Source organism: Streptomyces azureus (assembly GCF_001270025.1).
In the GTDB taxonomy this organism is placed as follows: domain Bacteria; phylum Actinomycetota; class Actinomycetes; order Streptomycetales; family Streptomycetaceae; genus Streptomyces; species Streptomyces azureus.
Genome location: NZ_DF968341.1, coordinates 1 through 21,951 on the forward strand (window position 1 = coordinate 1; position 21,951 = coordinate 21,951).

A 21,951-nucleotide genomic window follows, 5' to 3' on the forward strand; every position below is an offset into this window, starting at 1 on the left:
GCTGCTCGGCTGCCCGCAGGCCGCCCAGGGAGGCGCCGGCCACGACGATGCGCCCGCTCATGTCAGTCCTCGATCCGGATCGCCTGGAGCGGGCAGACGTCCGCGGCCTCCTCGACCTCGTCGCGCAGGGCGTCGTCGGGGTCGGGGACGTAGGCCAGACGGCCGTCGTCGTCCATCCGGAAGACGTCGGGGGCCGCGAAGACGCACTGGCCGTGGTCCTGGCACTTGTTCATGTCGACGACGACCTTCATGGCCGGTCCTCCTGAGTGTGAGGGCGTCGAGGCGGGGTGAAAGGGGCCCGGCCGGAAGGGGCCGGGCCCCGGCCAACGGGGCGCGATCACCGCACCCCGAACTCGTTTGGCTTCAAACAAGGTAGACAGGGGCGAGGGTCTGGTCAAGAGCTATCCGGATGGATAAATTCTTGACCCCGCCCTCTTGCGGCACCCTCCCGTCACCCCTACCGTTTGGCATCAAACAAAGCCCGGGCGGTCCCTGGCTCCGCCGCGCCCGGCCGCTCGTTCCCCACGCCACCCGCCTCCCCGGCCCCTGGTCCCGGAGGTGTCCCGACGTCCGCCCGAGGAGACCACGGTGAGCGCTCACGACCTTGAAGAAGTCCGCCGCCACATGGACCGGCTCGCCGCCGACGGCATCGACGTGGTCCGGGTGACCTATCCCGACCTCATCGGCACCGACCGGGCGCGTGAGGTGCTGCTGGAGGAGCTGCCCCGGGCCTGTGAGCACGGCCTCGCGTTCTGCCGGGCCGTCTACCACACCAGCCCGCAGGGCGACGTGGTCCCGGTCAGCGGCGGGCTGGACGCGGGCCTGCCGGACATCTGCGTCCGCCCGGACCTCGACACGCTGGTGCCGCTGCCCTGGGAGCCGGGGGTGGCCGTCTGTCTGGCGGAGGTCGTCGACCCGGCGACCGGTGCCCCCGCGACGGAGTCACCGCGCGACCTGCTGCGCGCCGTCCTCGCCCGGTGTACCGAGCACGGGCTGCGACCGGTGGTCGGCCCCGAGCTGGAGTACTTCCTGTGCGATCCCGACCCGTCGGGCGGCTGGCGCCGCTACGCACCCGACCCCGGCGTCGTCTACACCGCCGGGCTGCGCGCCGACCCGGACAACCACCTGCTGCGCACCCTGCGCCACGTGCGCGACCTGAGGATCGGGGCGATCAGCGGCAACCACGAGTTCGACGGCGGCCAGATCGAGATCAACCTGGCGCACTCCGACGCCGTGTCGGCCGCCGACCGGTCCTTCCGTTTCAAGGCCGCGATCAAGGAACTGGCCCGCAAGGAGGGCAGACTGGCCACCTTCATGGCCAAGCCCTTCAACGACGCGGGCGGCTCCGGCTTCCATCTCCACCTCTCCTGCGACGACACCGAGGGCCGCAACACCTTCGACGACCCTTCGGGCCCCTACGGCCTGTCCGCCACCGCCCGGCACGCCGTCGCCGGCATCCTCGCCCACGCGCCGGCCCTGGCCGCGCTGCTCAACCCCACGGTGAACTCGTACAAACGCTTCGGCCCGGACACCCTGGCGCCCTGGCTGATCGACTGGGGGCTGGACAACCGCAGCGCCATGGTGCGCATACCGCCCGAGCGCGGCTCCGGCGCCCGGCTCGAGCTGCGGCTGGGCGACGCGAGCGCCAACCCGTATCTGGCGATCGCCGGGACGACGGCCGCCGCCCTTCTGGGCGTCCTGGCCGGCGAGGAGCCGCCCGCACCGCTGGAGGGCTACGGCTACGACACCGCCCGGTCCGCCGTCCTGCCGCAGAACCTGTCCGCCGCGCTGGACGCGCTGGAGGCGGACACCGCCCTGACCGACGTGCTGGGCAAGGGCTTCACCACGTCCTTCCTCACCTACAAGCGCGACGAGGTCGAACGCTTCCACCGGCACGTCACCGACTGGGAGTTCACCGAGTACGCCTACCACCTGTGACGCCACCCATGACGCCGAGGAGCCTGCCGATGACGACCGAGACCCTGCCCGCCGCCGTGCGCGAGCCGCTGCCCCTGGCCGACGTGAACCTCGCCGACCTGGACCGTTTCACGGACGGCGTCACACCCTGGCGGATGTTCAACACCCTGCGCCACGAGGACCCGGTGCACTGGCAGCCCGAGGAGGCACCCAACTCCGGTTTCTGGGCGGTGACCCGGCACCGGGACATCGTCCGCGTCGACCGCGACTCCGAGACCTTCACGTCCACGAAGTTCGTCAACCTGGAGGAGGTCGACGACGACCAGATCAAGAAGCGCGCCTCCATCCTCGAACTCGACGGGGTCCGCCACCGGGCGCTGCGCAGCCTGATCCAGCGGCAGTTCGGCGCGAACGTGATCAGCGGCTACACCGACTTCCTGCGCGGCCTGACCGCGAAGACCCTAGACGCCGCCCTCGCCAAGGGCCGTTTCGACTTCGTGGCGGACGTCTCGGCGGACTTCCCGATCAACGTCCTCGCCCGGCTGCTGGATGTGCCCCCGGAGGACAACCAGAAGCTCATCGACTGGGGCAACCGCATCATCGGCCACACCGACCCCGACTACGCGGACGTCCTGCTGCACAGCGAGGACAGCGAGCAGTACCGCGACCTGCCCTTCCGCTCCCCCGCGTCGCTGGAGGTCTTCGAGTACGGGCGGGAACTGGCGCGGCAACGGCGCGGCGGTGACGGCACCGACCTGATCTCCCGCCTGGTCAACACCACTCCCCGGGACGGCGTCCCGCTCTCCCCGCAGGACTTCGACAACTACTTCCTGCTCCTGGTGGTCGCCGGCAACGAGACGACCCGCCACACCATCTCGCACTCCATGCTGGCCCTCATCCAGCACCCCGAGCAGCTGGCCCGCCTCCAGCAGGACCCCTCGCTGATCCCGGTCGCGGTCGAGGAGTTCCTGCGGTGGGCCTCCCCCGTCTACCACTTCCGCCGTACCGCCACGCGCGACGTCGAACTGGGCGGCAAGCGGATCAGGGAGGGCGACAAGGTCGTGATGTGGTTCGCCTCCGGCAACCGCGACGAGGAGGCCTTCGGCAACCCCTACGACTTCGACGTCACGCGCGCGGACAACGACCACGTCACCTTCGGCAAGGGAAGTCCCCATCTGTGCCTGGGCAACCTGCTCGCGCGCACCGAGATCCGGATCATGTTCGAGGAACTGATCCCGCGCCTGGCGGACATCCGCCTGGCGGGTGAGGTGCCGCGGGTACGCTCCAACTTCGTCAACGGCATCAAGAAGCTGCCGGTCGAGGTCACGTTGGCCTGACGTCGCCCGCCCGGTCGCGCGGCAGCCGGAGCGTCCGCTCGACGTACTCCTCGTGCAGGTAGTGCCCGCCGTCCGGCCAGTGGTCGACGCGGGAGCCGGGCACGGTCAGGGTGCCGCGCTCCCGGGCGGCGGCCTCCGCCGAGGTCCAGACCGTGAGCGCGGGCTGTGTGCGGCGGCGCAGGTACGCCTCGCTGTGCGGGCGGACGCCGACCGCGTTCCGGTCGGTGTGCATGCCGGCGTGGACTGGGCGATGACGTGGTCGGGGGTGCCAGCGTGGCAGGTGTGCCGTGCGCAGTCCGGGCGGGCGGTGGGGCCGAAGGCGGCGGCGACGAAGGCCGCCGCGGCGCGGGCGCCGTTCGCCCGGCAGTCCGCGAGCCGGGCGGGGATCTCCCTCACCTCGGCGCCGTGGGCGCCGTGGGCGCCGTGGGCGGGGTCGAGGGCGACGAACGAGCGACGAGGTGCGGGTGCCGAACGGCGAGCAGGTTGACGACCTGCCCGCCCATCGAGTGCCCGACGGCCGCCCCGGCCCGGGGGCGAGGATGTCGAGCAGCGCGGCCAGGTCGTCGGCCATCTCGGCGGGTGTGTTGCCCTCGTCCGGCACCTGTGAGCGGCCATGCCCGCGCAGGCCGGGCACGATCACCCGGCAGTGTCCGGCCAGGGCCTCGGCATGCGGGGACCACTCACGGCCGTCCCCGCCCCAGCAGTGCACCAGCAGCGCGGCAGGCGTTCCGGCGGCGCCGAGCGTCGTACTGAAGAGGGTCGGTTCGCGGGGCCGAGCCGGTGCTTAGGGCCCTCGCCGACGGGACGTCCCCACCTCGAACTGCGCGGTTTCCATGCCCACTTGGCGAGCGGGCTGGAGGCGGCTGAGCTGCTGGCGGTCGCGTGCCCCTCGTAGGACAGCTGTGCACACCGAAGGACGCGCTGGCCCGCCAGGTGCCGCGCCGGACCTCAGGGCCGGCGACCGGGTGGTGTTCTCGCTGGCGGGTGCCTACGCGTGGAACATCTCGCACCACGACTTCCTGACGCACCCGCGGCCCGGGTTCCACTTCCTGTCCGGCGACGCCCCGGCCCCCTGAACCGCTCGCACGCGGGCCTGCGCCCGCCGGATGGACCCGGCGGGCGCAGGTTGGGCCAGTGGACGCCGCGGGCCGGGACGCGTCAGGCCGCGGCCAGGGCCGGTGACGCGACCGGTGCGGGTTGCTCCGCCTCGGCGAGCAGGGCCATGAGCGTCGCCCGGGCGCGGGCCACCCGGGAGCGGACGGTGCCGACCGGGCAGTCGCTCAGCTCGGCGGCCTCCGCGTACGGCAGACCGAGAAGCTGCGTGAGGACGAACGCCTCGCGCCGCTCGTCCGGCAGTAAGGCCAGCAGCTCCAGCAGCGCCACACCGTCGTCGAAGCCGGGCAGGCCGCGCGGCTGGGCCAGCTCGACCGCCAGCTCCCAGTCCGGCAGGTCGGCCCGGCGGGGGCGTACGGCGGTGTACCGGAGGCTGTCGGCCACCGCACGCCGGGCGATCGCCAGCAGCCAGGCACGCGCCGAGGAACGGCCCTCGAACCGGTGCAGGCTGCCGAGCGCCCGCAGGAACGTGTCCTGCGCCAGATCGTCCACGGCCTGCGGATCGGCGCACAGATGGGCGACGTAGCGGATCACATCGCGGTGCAGGGCGCGCACGAAGTGGTCGACGGCGGCGGAGTCACCGCCGCGGGCGGCCAGCGCCCAGGCGGTTATCGACTCGTCGGCCGACGCCGGGGGCTCTCTTCTGTCGTCTGAAAGGGGCAGGGCAGGAGTGATCACCTGGTGTCCTTCTCGGGATTCCGGGACCACGGCAGGGCGAGCACGCGGGCATACGGGATGCCGGGCGTGCGCCCGTGGCTGCGCGGTCCGGTGAGTGAGGAATTGGACGTACCCATACGGCCTCTGTGCGGGCGCGACTGCTCACCGGCACGGCGTCACAGAGACGTACGGGCGTACGACCGGCACCGGGGCGAAACAGGGGCCGCCCCGGGACTTACCGGCTGCCGTCAGACGGCAGCGGCCCTCACGGGTGGTCCTCTCGAGGCGATCGCGTGGACGAGAAGGAGAAGGCTCGGCGCCCGGTCCGAGGACCACCGCCGCACGCGCACGGGCGGGGGCGGCGGTGCGGGCAGGGCGAACAGGAGCCGCAGCGGTGCGGCCAGCCGGCCGCCCACGGCACGCAGGAGCCGGAAGAGGGCCCGCTCCCCGTGCCCCAGCCACAGGCCGCACAGCAGGGCGGCGAGCAGGTGGACGGCGAGCATGCCGAGGGACGAGTCACCGTCGGGGGCGTGACCCACGTGCCCCATGCGCGCGGACATGGGCATGGGGGCCGACGGCGTGGACCCCATGCCGTGCCCCGTGGATCCCATACCGCCGGCCCCCATGTCCACGGAGTCCAGGCGCAGCGACCCCAGGCCACCCGATGCGCCGTCCGCCGGCACCGACGGCGCGAGCGAGAAGGCCGAGTGCAGGGCCGTCTGGACGGCCACGGCGACGGCGACGACCAGCCGGAGTCCGCGCTCGCGGCCCGCCAGGCACCAGCCCGCCCCGCCCGTCACGGCCCAGCCGGCCAGCAGCGTCCGGAGGGGCACATGGTCGCCGGACATCATGACGTGCCCGAGGGCGGCGAGCACGACACAGACGGCCGCGAACACCGCGGCCCGTACCGTGCGAGCACACCACCCAGCCGTCATGGCGCCTCATCCTCGCATCCGGCACCGCTCCGTCACCCATGGGTACGGACATCGCCCGGGCAGGGCACTCAATCCACGCCATGTGATCCAGACCACTGCCGGTGAACCAGAGGCGTCCCGGCTTCCGGTCAGTGGTGGGCGTGTACGACGGCATGCCCCTTGCCCCGGCCGATCATCCACTTGTTGACCGGGGTCGTGATCAGGAACGCGACCGCGAAGCCGCCCAGGAGTGCGGACCAGAACAGGCCGTCCGTCAGATGGGCGTCCATCGCCCCGGGGGTGAGGGCGATGATCGCGTTGTCCACGAGTTCCATCACGGTGATCGAGACCGTGTCCGCGGCCAGGGCGACCCGGATCGCCGCCCGGAGGCCCAGGCCGGCCCGCAGGACCGCGAACAGGGTGAACGAGTAGCCGAAGAGGAACGCGAGCCCGATGGCCAGGGCCATCGTGGGCACGTTGCGCCACTCCAGCGCGGTGCCGATCACCATGCCGAGGATCTCGCCGATCACACACCCGGTCAGACAGTGCAGCGTCGCCTTCACGGCTGTCCCCCAGGTCGCCGTTGCGTGCGGGCGCCCTTCGTGGTCATGAGAGGAGTGATCCATGTGATCCATGACTGAATCATATACCCCCCTAGGGTATCTGCGCCATGGGTGGCACGGCGGCCACCGAGTCCTCGGCGTGCCGTTCTAGAGTGCTCGTCATGACGACGCCAGCGACGCAGGCCACACAGGCTTATCTCTCCGAGTTGTTCTCCCTGCGCGGCCGGGTCGCGGTGATCACGGGCGGCAGTTCCGGCATCGGCCGCGCCATCACCCGTGCCCTCGCGCGCGCCGGGGCGAGCGTGGTGGTCGTGGCACGCGGCGAGTCCGGACTGGTCGCGACGGTCGAGGAGCTGACGGCCGAGGGCTGCCGCGCCGCCTGGGTCAGCGCGGACCTGAGCACGCGCGAGGGTGTGCGGACGGCCGCCGAGCGGGCCGTCGAGGCGTTCGGGGAACCCGACATCCTCGTCAACAGCGCCGGGATCAACGTGCGTCCGCCGATGGACGAGCTCACCGAGGACGTCTGGGACCTCACGATGGCCGTCAACCTGGACGCGCCGTTCCTGCTGGGCCAGCGCTTCGGCCCCGGCATGGCGGAGCGCGGCCACGGCCGGATCCTGCACATCAGCTCGCAGCAGGCGCACCGGGCGTTCGTCCAGAGCGGTGCCTACGGTGCCTCCAAGGGCGGCCTGGAGTCACTGGCGCGGTCCCAGGCCGAGGCGTGGTCGCCGCGCGGCGTCACCTGCAACGTCCTGGTGCCGGGCTTCGTCATGACACCGCTCAACACGCGGCTGTCGTCGGATCCGGAGAAGGTGGCCGCCCTCGCCGAACGCACGCTGATCGGGCGGAACGGACTGGCCGAGGACTTCGCGGGAGCGGCGGTCTTCCTGGCGAGCCCGGCCTCCGCCTACATCACCGGGCAGGCGGTCTTCGTCGACGGCGGCATGTCGGTGCACTGACGCCGTCCCCGGCGCCTGCCGGTCAGCGCCCGGAGGGGTCATTCCGCCAGACGAAGACCTCCGTGCCCGGCCCGCGTTCGGAGAACCTGCCCGCCGGAGAGGCCTCCCGCAGCAGCCGGCGCAGATCCCCTTCGAAGTCGTCCCGGCACCCTTCGAACAGGTGCGGCGCCGAGAACGACATGGAGAACACCCAGGCGACGACATCGTCGAAGGTCCGCTCCAGCGCCTGCCCGCCGGGTACGACCAGACGCCGGGGGCCGGAGAATCCCGCCCGGGCGAACACCTCGGCCTCCCCGCCCGGCGTGCCCTGCGGCAGCACTCCGCGGCCCGCTCGCCGCACGGGCCCCAGGTACCGCTTGACCAGATCGTCCACCGCCGCGTAGGGGACCGCCGGGTGCGGCAGGCCGTCGAGGGTGCGGTGTTCCGTCTTCAGGTCCGAGATGTGCACCAGGGCGCCGCCCGGCTGGAGCATGTCCCTGACGGTCGCCGCGACCAGGTCGCGGTCCATCCAGTGGAAGGACTGCGCGAGGGTGGCGACGGCGAACGTGCCGAGCCCCGCGGGCAGAGCTTCGGCGCGGGCCCGGACCCACCGGGTCTTCTCCCCCACTCCCCGGTCGGCGGCCCGGCGTCCGGCTTCGGCGATCATCCCGCGGTCGGGGTCCACGCCGACGATCTCGCCGAACAGATGCGCGAGGCTCAGGGCGATGGTCCCGGGCCCGCAGCCCACGTCGAGGAGGCGCCCCTCCCCGTCGGGCCGCAGCGCCTCGGCGAGCGCGTCCGCCAGCCCGGGGGCGTACGGCAGCCGCCCCCGCTCGTAGTAGGCGGCGGACCCCGAGAACAACGTGTCGTCCCACTCCCAGCCGGCCACCACGCCGCCCACCACCCTCACCGCACAGAGGTCCACGATCACCCGGCCGGGCGATGAGCCCGATGATTCCACGGCCCGACAACCGGCCGGAGGCAGAGGACCGTTGACCCGCCGACCGGGCGGCGGCCGAGGGGCGATTGTCAGTGCCCGGTGTCACGCTGGGCACACCGAATCTGCGGAAGGGAAGCATCGCCATGATCACCACGGAGTTCGCCCCCGGTTCCCCCTGCTGGCTCGACCTCGGCACTCCGGACGTGCGGGCCGCGGCGGCCTTCTACGGTGCCGTGCTCGGGTGGGACTACGAGTCCATGGGCGAGGGCGAGGACTTCGAAGGCGGCATGTTCCGGAGGGACGGCAAGATCGTCGCCGGTCTCGGCAAGCTCACGGAGGAGGGAGCGCGCTCGGCCTGGATGCTCTACTTCAGCGTCCCCGACGCGGACGCCACGACGGAGGCCGTGCAGCAGGCGGGCGGCACGGTCCGGGTGGCGCCGATGGACCTCGACGACTGGGGCCGGATGGCGCAGTACAGCGACCCGCTGGGCGGCCAGTTCGCCGTCTGGCAGCCGGGGACGACCAAGGGCGTCGACCTGGTCGACGAGCCGGGCTCGCTGTCGTGGACCGAGCTGTACACGAGCGACGCGGCGGCCGCGAAGGAGTTCTACGGCGGCCTGTTCGGCTGGCAGTTCAGCGACATGCCGCTGCCGGGCGGCGGGGGCACGTACACCCTCATCACCCCCGCCGGGCTGCCCGAGGAGCGCATGCACGGCGGACTCATGGAGCTCGGCAAGGAGAACCTCTCGCTGGCGAACGGCCGGCCGTACTGGCACCCGGTCTTCGCCGTGGAGGACTGCGACGCCGCGGTGGCCAAGGTCACGGAGAACGGCGGGAGCGTGCAGATGGGGCCCGAGGACGCGGAGGGCGTCGGCCGGCTGGCGGTCTGCGTCGACCCGGCGGGCGCGGACTTCGTGGTGCTCACCCCGGCCGAGAGCTGAGCGCGGCCCGCCCTGCCCGGCAGCTCACGCGGTCGGGCACCCGGGCCCCGACGCGCTCGCCGAGCCCCTCACGCTGCCGTACCTCCCGGCCGGTGGGCCACCATGCCTTGACGCGCTACGGTCGCGATATGAACGACAGTCCCGATGCGGCAGCTCAGGAACCCGGCGACGACTCGGCGGACGTCCTCGGGTTCGTCGATCTGGCGAAGGAATGGGCCGCGGCGATCGTCGCCGACGACCCCGCCCGGATCGCGCGCTTCATGGCGGACGAGTGGGTGATCGTCTCCGAGTCGGGGATCGACCCGAAGGAGAAGTTCCTCTCCCTCGTCGCGTCCGGGGACCTCACCCACTCGGCGATGGACCTCAGGAGCCGCCCCAGGGTCCGCGTCTACGGCGACACGGCCCTGGTCACCGGGCGCGTGACGAACACGGCCCACTTCCGGGGCGAGCCGTACGACGCCGACGAGTGGACGACCGACGTGTTCGTGAAGCGGGACGGTCGCTGGCTGTGCGTGCTGAGCCACATCACACCGGCGGCCCCCCACTGAGCCCGGCGGCCCCCGACCGAACCGGAAAATCTAATTGCATATGATGTGCAAATGCGCGACTACATCATCAGGGCGGCCACGGCGGAGGACCTCGACGGGGCACGGGCGGTGATGCTCGACACGGTGTACCGCGACTTCGAGACGGGATACGTGCCGCGCTGGCACGCCGACATCATCGATCCCGCGTCCTTCTACGTCGCACCGCCGCGGCACACGCTCCTGGTCGCCGTCGACGAGCGGGACGGGGCGGTGGCGGCAACGGCGGCGTTGGACGCGCGCGGCCCGGCGCATCCGCCGAACCCGCGCTGGCTGGCCGAGCGGTTCCCCTCGGGCGAGACCGCACAGCTCCGGCGGGTGTACGTGCGCCCCGGGCACCGGCGGCGGGGGCTGGCCCGGCGGCTGGTGGAGGGCCTGCTGGACTTCGCGCGGGCCGACGGTGGTTACCGGTCCGTGTATCTGCACACGTATCCGCACTCGCCCGGCGCGATGGGCCTGTGGCGGACCCTGGGCAAAGTGGTGTGCGACGAGCGGGAGGAAGTGCCCGGCGGGGGCAGCGGCGTGGTGCACTTCGAGATCCCCTTCGCTTGAGCGATACGACGCTGAACACCTCGATGCCACCCCTGACCAAGGCCCTGGCCGCCCTGCGCGTTCTCGCGCGCGGCGGCGGCCCGACGCTGCTGTGGCGGGTCGTGCTCACCGCCGGCCTGGTGGGCGCGATCGGCCTGCTGCCGTGGCTGTCGCGCACCGACCCGGCGCTGACCGTGCTCAAGGCCCGTTCGGCCGACCGCGACCCGACCCCCGAGACGCTGCACGCCATCCGCGACCAACTCGGACTGGACAAGGGCCCGTTGGTCCTGCTCGGCCGCTGGCTTGGCGGGCTGCCGCACGGGGACGCGGGCACGTCGTGGGTGTCCGGCGCCCAGGTGCTGCCCTCCGTCGTACAGGCGCTCGGCGCGTCGTTGCTGCTGATGTCCGGCGCTCTCGTCATCGCCGCGGCCACCGCGACGGCCGTGTGCGCCCGTACGCTCCGGCTCGGCTCGCGGGGCCGGCTCGGCACTCGCGGTGCCGGCGGCACGGCGACCGCGGTGCTGGCCGCGCTGCCCGAGTTCCTCGTCGCCTCGGTACTCGCCTCGGTGATCGGCGTGCAGCTGGGCTGGCTGCCCGCCCTGGGCTGGTACGGGCCGCAGTGGATGGTGCTGCCCTCGCTGGCCCTCGGCCTGCCCGCCGGCGCGGTCCTCGGGCGGATGCTGGACGACCTGCTGCCCGGCGCGTTCGCCGAACCGTGGGCCCTGGCCGCCGCGGCGCGCGGTGTCCCGCCGAAGTCCGTGGCGCGGCAGGCGGTGCGCCGCTGTGTGCCCGGGCTGCTGCCCAACCTGGGCCTGTTCGTGGTCGGTCTGACCGGTGGATCGGTCGCCGTCGAGCAGATCTTCGACATCCCGGGCCTGGGCCGGCTCACCCTGCACGCCGCCCTCGCCCAGGACCTGCCCGTCCTGCAGACCGGCACGCTCGCCCTCGTCCTGCTCGCGGCCACCGCCGGTGTCCTCGCCCGGCTCACGGCCCGGCTGCTGATCGGGCCCGCGCTGCGCGACGGCGCCCTGCACTCCCTGCACCGGCCCGCCCCGCCCGCGCCCCGCACCCTGCCCCTGCTGTACGGGGCGCTGCTCGCCGCGGTCATCGGCCTCGGCCTGCCGCGTGACGCGCTCGCCCTGGACCCCCTCGCCCGGCTGCAAGCCCCCTCCCCGGCGCACCCGTTCGGGACGGACGCACTGGGGCGGGACGTCCTCGCCCGTGTCGCCCACGGCGCGCTGAACACCCTCGGCACGGCGCTCGCGGTGAGTGCCGCCGCCCTGGTGGCCGGGCTGCTGCTGGGGCTGCTGCCGCGGCTGTCCGGGCCGCTGGTCGACACCGTCAGTGCCGTACCGCCCGTCCTGGCCGGGCTCCTCGTCACCGGCGTCACGGGCAGCGACCCCTGGGCGCCCGCCGTCGCCGTCGGCGTCGTGGCCTGGTCCCCGCTCGCCGTACACACGTCCTCTCTGCTGCGTCAGGAGCGGGCGACCACCCACCTGGCCGCCACCCGCGCGCTGGGGGCCGGGCGTTGGCACCTGCTCCGGCACGAACTGCTGCCCGCGGTACTGCCTCCGGTGACCCGGCACGCCCTGCTCCGGCTGCCCGGCGTCGCGCTGAGCCTCGCCGCGCTCGGCTTCCTCGGCCTGGGCGCGCAGCCGCCGTCCCCCGAGTGGGGCCTGCTGCTCGCCGAGAACCAGCCGTACGCCGAGCGCGCCCCGTGGGCCGTCCTCTTCCCGGCCGCCGTACTCGCCCTGCTGGGAGCGCTCGCGGTGACGGCCGCCGGCGGCGTACGGCTGCCCCGGCGGCGTGAGCGGGCCGGCAGCCCGGCGGGGCCGTCCGGCGACCGGGTCGTGCCCGCACCGCGGCGGCGGCCGAACCGTCCCGACTCCCTCCTGGCCCCTGTGCCCACCACCCCGACGACGGAAGAACGATGACCGGCCTCATATCCCGTGTCCTGGCCCGCCGGGCCGTCCATGCGCCCGAGAGCGAGACACCCGACGCCGGGACGCCGAAGGCCCCGCGCGAGAGCACCTGGCGGCTCTGGCAGGACCTTTCCCCGCTGCTGCGGCTGCTGATCGTGACCCAGCTCGCCTTCAACATCGGCTTCTACGCCGTCCTGCCGTTCCTCGCCGAGCACCTCGGCACCGCGATCGGCATGGCGGGCTGGCTGGTCGGCTTCGTCCTCGGCCTGCGCACCTTCAGCCAGCAGGGGCTGTTCGTGGTCGGCGGCTCGCTCGTCGACCGCTACGGCGTACGCCCGGTCGTGCTGGCGGGCTGCGTACTGCGGATCGCCGGGTTCGCGTGGCTCGGGTACGCGGAGGCGAGCTGGAGCGTGATCGGCGCCGTGCTGGCGATCGGCTTCGCCGCCGCCCTGTTCTCGCCCGCCGTGGAGTCCGAGGTGGCCCGCCAGGCGGTGGTCTGGGAGGAGGACGGGCACGGCTCACGCACCCGTCTCCTGGCCCTGTTCAGCGTGGCGGGCCAGGCCGGGGCCTTCGTCGGGCCGCTGCTCGGCGCGCTGCTGCTCGCCGTCGACTTCCGCACCGCGTGCCTCGCGGGTGCCGCGGTGTTCGCGCTCGTCCTCGCCGGGCACCTGAGGCTGATGCCGCAGCACATCCCCGGCAGGGTCCGCGTCCGGGAGCGGGGCGGGGCACGCCTGCTGCTGCGCAACCGCCGCTTCCTGGCCCTGTGCTGTGCGTACGGCACGTACCTGCTGGCCTACAACCAGCTGTATCTGGCCCTGCCGGACGAGGTGCAGCGCGCGGCGGGCTCCCAGGCGCCGCTGTCCTGGCTGTTCGCCCTGTCCTCGGTGCTGGTGGTGTTCGCTCAGCTGCCGGTGACCCGCTGGGCGGGCGACCGGCTCGACCTGCGCCGCTCCATGACCGCCGGGCTGCTGCTGATCGCGTCCGGTTTCGCGGTGGTGGCCGCGGCGCGCCCCGCGGGCTGGACGGGTGCCGCCGGGCTGCTGCCGGCCGCGGGTTTCGTCGTGCTGCTCACCGTGGGGCAGATGCTGGTCGTGCCCGCCGCCCGCGCCTGGGTGCCCGACCTCGCCGAGGAGGGCCGGATCGGCCTCTACATGGGTGCGCTGTCGTCCGTCTCGGGCCTGATCGTCCTCGCCGGCAGCGCGGCCACCGGCTCCCTGCTCGACACCGGCCTCCCGGCCGCCGTCCCCTGGCTGGTCCTCGCGGCCGTACCCGCTCTGGCGGTGGCACTGCTGCCGCGCCGGGAGGAGCGGGCGCGGGGGGCGGGCGCGGCAGCCTGACCGGCACGCGTGCTCTGAGACGAAGGCCTGGCAACCACGCGCACCGCAGCATCACCCCGGCGGACGGCTCCTTAGCTCCCCGGTTTCCGGAACCGTTCCGTCCCACGACACCGCACCGGGGAACGGTGGTCACGCGGCGCCAGTATCCTGGGTCGGCTGCGGCACCCCCCACCAACCTCCGCTCCGACGCGGGGAGTTACGGCCTGCGGCGAGGACCTTCCCACGAGCATAGGACGAGGACGAGTGCTGCTAGCGGGCCGCTACCGGCTGGACGTTGAGATCGGGCGCGGCGGAATGGGAGAGGTCTGGCGTGCGTACGACGAGACGCTCGCCAGAGCGGTGGCCGTCAAGCTGCTGCTGCCTCAGGACACGGACGCGACGGCGGCCTCCCGGTTCCGCCTGGAGGCCCAGACGGCCGGGCGTCTGAACCATCCCAACGTGGTCGGGGTCCTGGACTTCGGCGAGTACGACAACCGGCTCTACCTCGTGATGGAGCTGGTCGAGGGCGACAGCCTCGCCCGGGTGCTGTCCGTCTCCGGCGCGCTCCCGGCCGAGCGGGTGGCAGCGCTCGCCGCGCAGGCCGCCGCCGGACTCGCCGCCGCGCACCAGCAGGGCATCGTGCACCGGGACGTCAAACCCGCCAACCTCCTGCTGGACGCGGGCGGCACGCTGAAGATCGGCGACTTCGGCATCGCGCGCTTCCTCGACGACCCGGGCGCCGCGCTCACCGCCACCGGCCAGATCGTCGGCACCGGCCTCTACCTCGCGCCCGAACGGGCCCTGGGCCGGCCGGCGGGTCCCGCCTCCGACATGTACTCCCTGGGGTGCGTGCTCTACCAGCTCCTCAGCGGCCGCCCGCCGTTCCAGGCCGACACCGCCGTCGCACTCCTCCACCAGCACCTCGACAACGCCCCCGTACCGCCCCGCGAACTCGGTGTCACCGGTCTGCCGCCGGCCTTCGAGAGCTATCTCCTCGCCCTGCTCGCCAAACAGCCCGAGGACCGGCCCACGGCGCAACAGTCCGCCGAGTGGTTCGCCGGCGGCGCCTGGCGGGGGCTGCCCGAGCCGCTGCCGGAGGCGGCGTCCCCGATGCCGTCCTCCGGGCCGGGACCGTACGCGGCGGCCGGCACCGGCAACCCGGCCACGTACGCGCTGCCCACGGGGGCTCGCACCGCCCCGGGCGGGCGTTCACGTCGCGCCGCGCCCCGCAACGGCCTCGGCAACCACCGGAGACTGGCCGCGACGGTGGCCGCGGCGGCGCTCTTCCTCGCCGCGATGCTCACCGGCATGATGTGGTTCTCGCCCGACAAGACCGCGACGGAGGGCACGGAACCCGACGCGTCCCCGTCCGCGAGCAGCCCGGCCGCCACCTCGTCCCCCGATTCCGCCGAGCCCCTCTCCTCCGCCCCGGCTGCCGCCACGACTCCCACCGCCGGCACCGTGGCCGATGTCACCCCCTCCCCCGCGACACCCGACACTCCCCCTCCCGCCGAACCGACGCCCGGCCTCGCGAGCCCGACGCAGGAGACGAGCAGCGGCCCACCGGAGAAAGCGGACAAGCCCAAGCAGGAACAGCCTCCGCGGTCCTGGGAGAACGGGGAGGACGATGACGACGAGGGCGACGACTGAGCCCTCCTGCGCCGGTGTGCGAGCGGTCGCCCCTTCACGCGCCCCCTCGCGCGCCCCCTCGGCTGGCTTGTCATGGCCCTTATCTCGGCATTACTGTCACCACGCCTTGGTGAACGGGAAATCCGGTGTGATGCCGGTGCGGCCCTCGCCACTGTGATCGGGAAGTCCGGCTCCGGCCCTCGCGGGCAGCCACTGGGTCCTAGGGCCCTGGCGCCACATTCCCGTCTGCCGCGCGACGCCTGGCACGCGCGCTCGCCGCGTTGCCGAATCGCCCACGTGGCTCCGCCACGAGGACGCTCCGGCGCCTTGCGATCGCTCGCGCCAGACGCCGCGCGGCCCGCCCTTCGGGCGGACGACGGGAATGTGACGCCAGGGCCCAGGGACCCGGGAAGGCGGAGTACGGGCGGTGGGACCCGTGAGCCAGGAGACCGGCCAAGGCGCGTCAACCATCCACGAGGTGCTGGAGAGGGTCTGCTGAGCCATGCACATTGCCGAGGGTTTCCTGCCTCCGGCGCACGCGGTCGCCTGGGGTGTCACGTCTGCGCCGTTCGTCGTCCACGGAGTCCGGTCGCTCACCCGTGAGGTGCGCGAGCACCCCGAGAGCACCCTGCTCCTCGGCGCCTCCGGCGCCTTCACGTTCGTCCTGTCCGCCCTGAAACTGCCGTCCGTCACCGGCAGCTGCTCCCACCCCACCGGCACGGGCCTGGGAGCCATCCTGTTCCGGCCGCCCGTCATGGCGGTGCTGGGCACGATCACCCTCCTCTTCCAGGCACTGCTGCTCGCGCACGGCGGTCTCACCACGCTCGGCGCCAACGTCTTCTCCATGGCGATCGTCGGGCCGTGGGCGGGATACGCGGTGTACCGGCTGCTGCGGCGGTACGACGTGCCGCTGATGGTCGCCGTGTTCTTCGCGGCGTTCGTCGCCGACCTGTCCACCTACTGCGTCACCAGCGTGCAGCTGGCGCTCGCGTTCCCCGACCCGGGCAGCGGGTTCCTGGGCGCGCTCGGCAAGTTCGGCTCCATCTTCGCCGTCACCCAGATCCCGCTGGCGGTGAGCGAGGGACTGCTGACGGTGCTCGTGATGCGGCTGCTGGTGCAGTCCAGCAAGGGCGAACTGACCCGGCTGGGTGTGCTCATCGCCGATAAGCAGTCCCGCAGCGAGACCGAGGCGGTGGCCCGGTGAGCAGGAACACGAAGATCAACGTCCTGCTGCTGCTCGCCGTGGCCGCGCTCGCCGTACTGCCGCTCGCGCTGGGCCTCGGCGACCACAAGGAGGAGCCGTTCACGGGCGCCGACGGCGAGGCGGAGACGGCGATCACCGAGATCGAGCCGGACTACGAGCCCTGGTTCTCGCCCCTGTACGAGCCGCCGTCCGGTGAGATCGAGTCGGCGCTGTTCTCCCTCCAGGCGGCCCTGGGCGCCGGTTTCCTCGCCTACTACTTCGGCCTGCGCCGGGGCCGGCGGCAGGGTGAGCAGCGGACGCGGGAGCGGGACTCCGGGAGCCCGGCGGCCGACGCCGCCGAGGAGTCCACGGCCGAAAGGGCCTGAGCCGCGTGCTGCCGATCGACGCGGCGGCGCACAGCAGTCGCTGGCGCCGCCGCCATCCCGTGGACAAGGCCGTGCTCGGGCTGGGTCTGACCCTCCTGGCGATCTCGCTGCCGCCCTGGCCGGGCGCGGCTCTGGTGCTGCTGACCGCCCTGGTGGTGCTGCTGGGTCCGGCGGGCGTGCCCTGGCGCCGGCTGTGGCGGGCCTACCGGGTGCCGTTGGGTTTCTGTGTGACGGGCGCGTTGACGCTGCTCGTGCAGGTCGGCGGGCCGGAGGGCTTCGTCTCCCCCGCCGGTGACGGGCCGCTGCGGGCCGGGGAGTTGCTGCTGCGCACTTCGGCGGCGTCCCTGGGGGTGCTGCTGTTCGCGTTCACCACGCCCATGTCCGACCTGCTGCCGCGTCTGGTACGGGCCGGGGTGCCCGCGCCGGTCGTCGACGTCGCGCTCGTGACGTACCGCATGAGCTTCCTGCTGCTGGACTCCGTGCGCCGGGTCCGTGACGCGCAGGCCGCCCGGCTCGGCCACACCACCCGGGCCGCCGCCTGGCGTTCGCTGGGCGGTCTCGGCGCCACCGCGTTCGTCCGGGCCTTCGACCGGGCGGTCCGCCTCCAGGCCGGTCTCGCCGGGCGCGGCTACGACGGCACCCTGCGCGTCCTGGTGCCCGAGGCCCGCGTCTCCGTCCGCTTCACGGCCGCCAGTTGCGTGCTCCTCACGGCGCTGGCCGTCCTCACCTTCGTACTGGAAAGGCCGCTGACATGAGCGAGCCCGCCCTCGTCGCCCTGCGGGGCGCGTCCTTCGCCTACGAGGACGGCCCGGCCGTGCTCAGCGGCCTCGACTTCGAGATCCGCGAGGGGCGCGCGCTCGCGCTGCTCGGCCGCAACGGCAGTGGCAAGACCACGCTGATGCGGCTCCTCAGCGGCGGACTGCGGCCTCACGCGGGCCGGTTGACGGTCGACGGGCAGCCGGTTACGTACGACCGCAAGGGCCTGACCCGGTTGCGGACGACCGTCCAGCTGGTGGTGCAGGATCCGGACGACCAGCTCTTCGCGGCGTCCGTCGAGCAGGACGTGTCGTTCGGGCCGCTGAACCTCGGCCTGGACGACACGCAGGTGCGGGCGCGGGTGGCGGAGGCGCTCGCCGCCCTGGACATCACCGCCCTGGCCGACCGGCCCACCCATCTGCTCTCCTACGGGCAGCGCAAACGCACCGCCATCGCGGGCGCGGTCGCCATGCGGCCCCGTGTCCTCGTCCTCGACGAGCCGACGGCCGGACTCGACCCCGACGGCCAGGAACGGCTCCTCACCACGCTGGACGGACTCCGTGCGGCCGGCACCACGGTGGTGATGGCCACCCATGACGTCGACCTCGCCCTGCGCTGGGCCGACGACGCGGCGCTCCTCACCCCGTCCGGAGTCCGCACCGGGCCCGCCCCCGAGGCACTGGCCCGCCCCGATCTCCTCCGGGAGGCGGGACTGCGACTGCCCTGGGGTGCCGCCGCGGCGGAACTCCTCCGCGCCCAGGGGCTGTTGACCGGCACGGAGCCGGGTCCGCGTACACCCGCCGAACTCACTGCCCTCGCCGCCCTCGTGGCCGAACGGCTGGGGGCGCACGGAGGCTGAGGGTCGCCCCTCTTCGTCGCCACCCGGTCGCGGGCTCGTCCCGGGGTCCGCCCCGGCCGTGGAGCGGGGTGCGGTGCCGTCAGCCCAGGCCCGGCGGTGTCCAGTCGGCATGCCGCAGGATGGTGCGGACGGTCATGCGGGAGGGAGACGGCCGGAGAGCGGTGTCCGCACTGCGACGGCCAGGGGGCGCGCCAGTTGCTGACCCATCCGGCCGGCCTGGCGGGCGGCGCGTGCGACGGACGGGCCGCGCGGACGGCGCTCGGCGTCGTAGCGGGCCAGCGCCGACTCGGCGGTGGGCTCGGTGGCGAGTGCGGCCGCCAGCACGGCCGCGTCCTCCACTGCCTGGCAGGCACCCTGGCCGACGTTCGGGGTCATGTCGTGGGCCGCGTCACCGAGCAGCGCGATCCGGCCCGCGGTGAAAGCGGGCAGGGCGTCGCCAGTTCGTGGATGTCGTGGTGCAGGACGGCGTCGGGCCGGGTCGCCGCCAGCAGCGCGGGGATCTGATCGTGCCAGGTGCCGAGCCGTCGGCGCAGCTCGGCGAGCGCGTCCGTATGCCGTGTCCCGGGCGGTGAGTTGAGTACCTCGTGCCACTCGGCCCGGCCGTCGGCGAAAGCGATGTGCCCGAACTCGGCGCCCCTCCCCCAGGTCAGCTCGAAATCGGTGTCCAGCTCGACCGGGTGCTCGGTGATGGCGCGCAACACGGTCGACCCGCTGTAGGCCGGGCCGGGGTGCCGAGGGAACAGCCGGCAGCGCAGCCGGCTGCCCACTCCGTCGGCGGCCACGACCAGGTCCGCTTCCAGGTCCCGAGCGGTATCCGCACCCGGCCGGCGTTGGTGCGGTCGACGGACGTCACCCCGGTCCCGACCAGCAGACAATCGGACGGCAGCGCCGCGCGCAGCAGGTGATGCGTACACGGCTTCCTGGCCGAACAGGGCGTCGCGGACGCCGAGGACCGCGCCGTCACGCTGCCGACCTGTGTCGACGGGTTGGTCTTCGACCGCCTGGTGGGGGGGCGGATCCGTGTCGGATCACGAGATCCGCGGACTGGTGACGGCGGCGCTCCGATAGCCCGCACAGCTGCCGGCGCCGCCGGCAGCGGGAGTCGGCGGGGTGACGTCGGTCAGTCGAAGTAGGACCGGAGCGAGCCGCGGCGCCGGATGTCGAGCGTCGCGCAGTGGAACGAGCCGCCGAACGGCGCGTAGTGCAGCAGGTCGCACGGGATCGGCTCGAAGCCCCACTTCTCCAGGGCCCGCAGCATGCCGGTGTGGTGCCGCTCCGCGATCACCCGTCGTTCGTCGATCATGAGCACGTTCATGCTGAGCCACTTGCCGCACATCGACGTGACCTTGAGCAGGGCCTCGTCGATAGGGTCGGGCTCGGGGGCGACCAGGACGTCCCAGGAGCTCAGGATGCCGGGCAGCCGGTCGACGTCGATGTACTCGGGGTTGATCAGCACCTTTCCGGGCGCGAGCAGCACGAACGTCGTGTCGATGTGCATGGGCGTACGGCAGCGGCTCTCGATCTCGTGGATGCGGTACTCCGGCCCGAGATGGCGGCGCAGCCAGTCGATGCCCATCCGGTTCGTGACGTTGCTGCGCGTGACGAACAGGTCCCGGCCGGCCCGGACGAAGTCCGCCGCGTCGAAGACGGGCTCGAACTCGGTGAGGATGTACCTCATCGGCTCTCCGTCCTTCGGGACCCGGAAGTCCGGATCGAACAGTTCGTCCGTGAGCTGCGGCTTGGGTGCCGCCGTCCAGCGCGCCCCACGCCGGAAGTAGTCCTTGAGGAGCGGGCGGTAGGAGTGGGTCTCGAAGTACCGGCAGGGCCAGGCCATCGGGGTTTCGATGATCTCGTCGCCGATCACGAGCATGCTGTCCCGGGGACAGGTGTTGCAGAAGCCCCGTGAGGTCCAGTCCGGGGTGCCGAAGCGGCGCCGGTGGTCGACCGCGTCCGGCCGCCTGACCGTGACGCCGAGGGACTCCAGCAGAGCGACGAACCCGTCGATCTCCTGCTGAGCCTGCTCGACGAGCATGCGCGGATACCGCAAACCGGCGGCCAGGCCCTGCAACCGTCCGGCCCAGGTCGGCACGTTGCAGGTCACGACCGGGTGGCCGGAGGGGATCGTCGCGCCCTCGAGACGCCCGACGATGATCTCCTCAAGCGGATCCCACTCGGTGTGCGAGTTGACCGGCGAGACGAGAGGCTCCACGGCCTCGTCGGTCGCGGCCGATGTCCGGGGCCTCCCCATGATGGCCATGCCCACCACCTTCGGATCGCGGGATTCGGTGATGCACCGCACTTACCACGTTACTCAACGTGGCGCGCTGGCGCTGTGCACGTCAACAGTCGCGTCCGCTCGCATCGGCCGCACGGGTGAGCCGGCCGTCCGCAAAATGCTTGTCCGCCCTCGCGGAACGGCACTACGTTGCCGATGTGGATCTCTTCTCACGCTCCTGGACGGCGTTGCGCGCGGCGGTCGCCGACCTGTCCGACGAGGACTTCTCCCGGCCGTCCGGCTGTACCGGCTGGCTGGTGCGGGACCTGGTGTGCCATCTGGTCATCGATGCGCAGGACGTCCTGATCACCCTCGCCACCCCCGCCGACGGAGAACCGACCCGGGACGCGCTGACCTACTGGGAGATCTCCGACACGCCGCCTACCGGAGAGGACCCGCTCGACGCGCTGACCGTCCGGCTGGCCGCCGCGTACGAGGAACCGCACCTGCTCAAGTTCCACCTGGACGATGTCGGCTCCGCCGCGGGCCGCGCCGCAAAACTCACCGACCCGGGCCTCAGGGTCGGCACCCGCGACGAGGTTCTCACCGTGGGCGACTACCTCTCCACGTACGTCATGGAGTGGACGCTGCACCATCTGGACCTGATCGCCCACCTCCCGGCCGCCGCGCCGCCACCCTCGGAGGGGCTCGCCCGGTCACGCGAGATGCTGGAGCGGATCGCCGGGAGCGCGTTTCCCCCGTCGTTCTCCGACCAGGACGCGCTGCTGGTGGGCACGGGGCGGCGGCCGCGAACCGAAGCGGAGCGGGCCGGACTCGGCGAACTGGCCTCCAAGCTCCCGCTCTACCTGGGCTGAGCGGGCAACCAGCCCCTCGCAATCCAGGTCCAGGAGCACCTGAGGCTCCTGGACCTGGCGGGATCGCGGTGACGTGGCGGACTTGTCCGGCCGCGGTGTCAGTGCCGCATTGCCGGTGAACCGGCCGACGCTGTAGGGCGGGTGACGCTGCGGTAGGTGGAGATGCCCAGGGCGAGGAGCCAGTAGCTGAGGATCGCGCCCATCGAAGCGGTGGTGCCCCAGCCGTTCGCCGCGTAGAAGTCCGCCGGGTCGTTGCCGAAGAACAGGGACGGCAAGAAGGCCACATGGACACCGGCCAGGACGTAGGCGGAGCGGCTGGTCCAGACCGCCCTGAACCGCCCGGCCGGCTCCGCACCACCGTCCCGCCCCGAGTCC

The 21,951-nt window shown here is 73.0% G+C and carries 21 protein-coding genes, 5 pseudogenes and 1 riboswitch; of the genes and pseudogenes, 16 read left to right on the forward strand and 10 right to left on the reverse strand.

Going from position 1 to position 21,951, the window contains the following annotated elements:
* Positions 1 to 62: 62 nt before the first annotated feature.
* On the reverse strand, positions 63 to 251 hold the full coding sequence (locus AOQ53_RS25905; protein WP_059420853.1) for a ferredoxin: 189 nt from the start codon (positions 249 to 251) through the stop codon (positions 63 to 65).
* A 337-nt stretch (positions 252 to 588) separates the two neighbouring features.
* Here AOQ53_RS25905 and AOQ53_RS25910 point away from each other — a divergent pair, with 337 nt between their 5' ends.
* Together AOQ53_RS25910 and AOQ53_RS25915 are read left to right on the forward strand one after the other, a co-directional pair.
* A complete protein-coding gene (locus AOQ53_RS25910; RefSeq protein ID WP_059420854.1) occupies positions 589 to 1,938 on the forward strand; it encodes a glutamine synthetase family protein in 1,350 nt (449 codons plus the stop codon).
* Between the two features lie 29 nt (positions 1,939 to 1,967).
* The gene (locus AOQ53_RS25915; RefSeq protein WP_059420856.1) at positions 1,968 to 3,254 is read left to right on the forward strand and encodes a cytochrome P450; all 1,287 of its coding nucleotides are present in this window, start codon (positions 1,968 to 1,970) and stop codon (positions 3,252 to 3,254) included.
* Here AOQ53_RS25915 and AOQ53_RS46545 read toward each other — a convergent pair.
* Together AOQ53_RS46545 and AOQ53_RS47790 are read right to left on the reverse strand one after the other, a co-directional pair.
* Positions 3,241 to 3,486: a hypothetical protein gene (locus tag AOQ53_RS46545; RefSeq protein ID WP_236711821.1), complete on the reverse strand. Its 246-nt coding sequence runs from the start codon at positions 3,484 to 3,486 to the stop codon at positions 3,241 to 3,243. The genes AOQ53_RS25915 and AOQ53_RS46545 overlap by 14 nt on opposite strands.
* A 315-nt stretch (positions 3,487 to 3,801) precedes the next feature.
* Positions 3,802 to 3,963, reverse strand: a pseudogene (locus AOQ53_RS47790) (alpha/beta fold hydrolase); the annotation flags it as partial.
* A 170-nt stretch (positions 3,964 to 4,133) separates the two neighbouring features.
* Here AOQ53_RS47790 and AOQ53_RS41590 point away from each other — a divergent pair.
* A pseudogene (locus tag AOQ53_RS41590) lies at positions 4,134 to 4,330 on the forward strand (type III PLP-dependent enzyme); the annotation flags it as partial.
* Positions 4,331 to 4,412: 82 nt separating this feature from the next.
* Here AOQ53_RS41590 and AOQ53_RS25925 read toward each other — a convergent pair.
* The 3 genes from AOQ53_RS25925 to AOQ53_RS25935 form a co-directional block, all read right to left on the reverse strand.
* Positions 4,413 to 5,045 carry a sigma-70 family RNA polymerase sigma factor gene (locus AOQ53_RS25925; RefSeq protein WP_059420857.1) on the reverse strand — a complete coding sequence of 211 codons (633 nt, stop codon included), beginning with the start codon at positions 5,043 to 5,045 and terminating at the stop codon, positions 4,413 to 4,415.
* 227 nt (positions 5,046 to 5,272) lie between these two features.
* Entirely contained in the window at positions 5,273 to 5,959 is a 687-nt protein-coding gene (locus AOQ53_RS25930; protein ID WP_059420858.1) for a hypothetical protein, read from the reverse strand.
* 128 nt (positions 5,960 to 6,087) lie between these two features.
* The gene (locus AOQ53_RS25935; protein WP_059420877.1) at positions 6,088 to 6,564 is read right to left on the reverse strand and encodes a DUF4396 domain-containing protein; all 477 of its coding nucleotides are present in this window, start codon (positions 6,562 to 6,564) and stop codon (positions 6,088 to 6,090) included.
* Between the two features lie 98 nt (positions 6,565 to 6,662).
* Between AOQ53_RS25935 and AOQ53_RS25940 the strand changes: the two genes are divergently transcribed.
* Entirely contained in the window at positions 6,663 to 7,460 is a 798-nt protein-coding gene (locus tag AOQ53_RS25940) for an SDR family NAD(P)-dependent oxidoreductase (RefSeq protein ID WP_059420860.1), read from the forward strand.
* Positions 7,461 to 7,482: 22 nt separating this feature from the next.
* Here AOQ53_RS25940 and AOQ53_RS25945 read toward each other — a convergent pair whose 3' ends face one another.
* Entirely contained in the window at positions 7,483 to 8,331 is an 849-nt protein-coding gene (locus AOQ53_RS25945) for a class I SAM-dependent methyltransferase (RefSeq protein ID WP_059420879.1), read from the reverse strand.
* Positions 8,332 to 8,522: 191 nt separating this feature from the next.
* Between AOQ53_RS25945 and AOQ53_RS25950 the strand changes: the two genes are divergently transcribed.
* The 10 genes from AOQ53_RS25950 (at position 8,523) to AOQ53_RS25995 (ending at position 18,486) form a co-directional block, all read left to right on the forward strand.
* Positions 8,523 to 9,320, forward strand: a complete 798-nt coding sequence (locus tag AOQ53_RS25950; RefSeq protein WP_059420861.1) for a VOC family protein — start codon at positions 8,523 to 8,525, stop codon at positions 9,318 to 9,320.
* A gap of 128 nt (positions 9,321 to 9,448) precedes the next feature.
* Positions 9,449 to 9,868: a nuclear transport factor 2 family protein gene (locus AOQ53_RS25955; protein ID WP_059420863.1), complete on the forward strand. Its 420-nt coding sequence runs from the start codon at positions 9,449 to 9,451 to the stop codon at positions 9,866 to 9,868.
* Between the two features lie 51 nt (positions 9,869 to 9,919).
* Positions 9,920 to 10,456 carry a GNAT family N-acetyltransferase gene (locus AOQ53_RS25960; RefSeq protein WP_059420865.1) on the forward strand — a complete coding sequence of 179 codons (537 nt, stop codon included), beginning with the start codon at positions 9,920 to 9,922 and terminating at the stop codon, positions 10,454 to 10,456.
* Between the two features lie 23 nt (positions 10,457 to 10,479).
* Positions 10,480 to 12,369: an ABC transporter permease subunit gene (locus AOQ53_RS25965; protein WP_078945505.1), complete on the forward strand. Its 1,890-nt coding sequence runs from the start codon at positions 10,480 to 10,482 to the stop codon at positions 12,367 to 12,369.
* On the forward strand, positions 12,366 to 13,694 hold the full coding sequence (locus AOQ53_RS25970) for an MDR family MFS transporter (protein ID WP_059420867.1): 1,329 nt from the start codon (positions 12,366 to 12,368) through the stop codon (positions 13,692 to 13,694). Before AOQ53_RS25965 ends, AOQ53_RS25970 begins: the two co-directional genes overlap by 4 nt.
* A gap of 243 nt (positions 13,695 to 13,937) precedes the next feature.
* On the forward strand, positions 13,938 to 15,323 hold the full coding sequence (locus AOQ53_RS25975) for a serine/threonine-protein kinase (RefSeq protein ID WP_059420868.1): 1,386 nt from the start codon (positions 13,938 to 13,940) through the stop codon (positions 15,321 to 15,323).
* 90 nt (positions 15,324 to 15,413) lie between these two features.
* Positions 15,414 to 15,774: riboswitch (cobalamin riboswitch) on the forward strand.
* A 30-nt stretch (positions 15,775 to 15,804) separates the two neighbouring features.
* Positions 15,805 to 16,506 (forward strand): energy-coupling factor ABC transporter permease, encoded by a 702-nt coding sequence (locus tag AOQ53_RS25980; protein ID WP_059420869.1) that lies wholly within the window; start codon positions 15,805 to 15,807, stop codon positions 16,504 to 16,506.
* Entirely contained in the window at positions 16,503 to 16,871 is a 369-nt protein-coding gene (locus tag AOQ53_RS25985; protein ID WP_059420870.1) for an energy-coupling factor ABC transporter substrate-binding protein, read from the forward strand. Before AOQ53_RS25980 ends, AOQ53_RS25985 begins: the two co-directional genes overlap by 4 nt.
* Before the next feature lie 5 nt (positions 16,872 to 16,876).
* Positions 16,877 to 17,626: a cobalt ECF transporter T component CbiQ gene (gene cbiQ, locus AOQ53_RS25990; RefSeq protein ID WP_059420872.1), complete on the forward strand. Its 750-nt coding sequence runs from the start codon at positions 16,877 to 16,879 to the stop codon at positions 17,624 to 17,626.
* On the forward strand, positions 17,623 to 18,486 hold the full coding sequence (locus AOQ53_RS25995; RefSeq protein WP_059420873.1) for an energy-coupling factor ABC transporter ATP-binding protein: 864 nt from the start codon (positions 17,623 to 17,625) through the stop codon (positions 18,484 to 18,486). The genes cbiQ and AOQ53_RS25995 overlap by 4 nt, the downstream gene beginning before the upstream one ends.
* A 79-nt stretch (positions 18,487 to 18,565) precedes the next feature.
* Here AOQ53_RS25995 and AOQ53_RS26000 read toward each other — a convergent pair.
* Positions 18,566 to 19,393 (reverse strand): annotated as a pseudogene (locus AOQ53_RS26000) (FAD-dependent monooxygenase); the annotation flags it as partial.
* Between the two features lies 1 nt (position 19,394).
* On the opposite strand from AOQ53_RS26000, the pseudogene AOQ53_RS46550 reads away from it, so the two are divergent.
* Positions 19,395 to 19,554: pseudogene (locus AOQ53_RS46550) on the forward strand (TetR family transcriptional regulator); the annotation flags it as partial.
* A 52-nt stretch (positions 19,555 to 19,606) separates the two neighbouring features.
* Here the strand turns inward: AOQ53_RS46550 and AOQ53_RS26005 are convergent.
* On the reverse strand, positions 19,607 to 20,734 hold the full coding sequence (locus tag AOQ53_RS26005) for an amidinotransferase (protein WP_408055188.1): 1,128 nt from the start codon (positions 20,732 to 20,734) through the stop codon (positions 19,607 to 19,609).
* Between the two features lie 185 nt (positions 20,735 to 20,919).
* Between AOQ53_RS26005 and AOQ53_RS26010 the strand changes: the two genes are divergently transcribed.
* A complete protein-coding gene (locus AOQ53_RS26010; RefSeq protein ID WP_059420875.1) occupies positions 20,920 to 21,576 on the forward strand; it encodes a maleylpyruvate isomerase N-terminal domain-containing protein in 657 nt (218 codons plus the stop codon).
* A gap of 98 nt (positions 21,577 to 21,674) precedes the next feature.
* Here AOQ53_RS26010 and AOQ53_RS26015 read toward each other — a convergent pair.
* Positions 21,675 to 21,951 (reverse strand): annotated as a pseudogene (locus tag AOQ53_RS26015) (hypothetical protein); the annotation flags it as partial.

What these genes read in the sequence shown, in the direction of transcription:
- AOQ53_RS25905 (WP_059420853.1), bottom strand. Translation starts at nt 251, where the DNA reads ATGAAGGTCGTCGTCGACATGAACAAGTGCCAGGACCACGGCCAGTGC.
- AOQ53_RS25915 (WP_059420856.1), top strand. Translation starts at nt 1,968, where the DNA reads ATGACGACCGAGACCCTGCCCGCCGCCGTGCGCGAGCCGCTGCCCCTG.
- AOQ53_RS46545 (WP_236711821.1), bottom strand. Translation starts at nt 3,486, where the DNA reads ATGCACACCGACCGGAACGCGGTCGGCGTCCGCCCGCACAGCGAGGCG.
- AOQ53_RS25930 (WP_059420858.1), bottom strand. Translation starts at nt 5,959, where the DNA reads ATGACGGCTGGGTGGTGTGCTCGCACGGTACGGGCCGCGGTGTTCGCG.
- AOQ53_RS25935 (WP_059420877.1), bottom strand. Translation starts at nt 6,564, where the DNA reads ATGGATCACTCCTCTCATGACCACGAAGGGCGCCCGCACGCAACGGCG.
- AOQ53_RS25940 (WP_059420860.1), top strand. Translation starts at nt 6,663, where the DNA reads ATGACGACGCCAGCGACGCAGGCCACACAGGCTTATCTCTCCGAGTTG.
- AOQ53_RS25950 (WP_059420861.1), top strand. Translation starts at nt 8,523, where the DNA reads ATGATCACCACGGAGTTCGCCCCCGGTTCCCCCTGCTGGCTCGACCTC.
- AOQ53_RS25955 (WP_059420863.1), top strand. Translation starts at nt 9,449, where the DNA reads ATGAACGACAGTCCCGATGCGGCAGCTCAGGAACCCGGCGACGACTCG.
- AOQ53_RS25960 (WP_059420865.1), top strand. Translation starts at nt 9,920, where the DNA reads ATGCGCGACTACATCATCAGGGCGGCCACGGCGGAGGACCTCGACGGG.
- AOQ53_RS25965 (WP_078945505.1), top strand. Translation starts at nt 10,480, where the DNA reads ATGCCACCCCTGACCAAGGCCCTGGCCGCCCTGCGCGTTCTCGCGCGC.
- AOQ53_RS25970 (WP_059420867.1), top strand. Translation starts at nt 12,366, where the DNA reads ATGACCGGCCTCATATCCCGTGTCCTGGCCCGCCGGGCCGTCCATGCG.
- AOQ53_RS25980 (WP_059420869.1), top strand. Translation starts at nt 15,805, where the DNA reads ATGCACATTGCCGAGGGTTTCCTGCCTCCGGCGCACGCGGTCGCCTGG.
- AOQ53_RS25995 (WP_059420873.1), top strand. Translation starts at nt 17,623, where the DNA reads ATGAGCGAGCCCGCCCTCGTCGCCCTGCGGGGCGCGTCCTTCGCCTAC.
- AOQ53_RS26005 (WP_408055188.1), bottom strand. Translation starts at nt 20,734, where the DNA reads ATGGGGAGGCCCCGGACATCGGCCGCGACCGACGAGGCCGTGGAGCCT.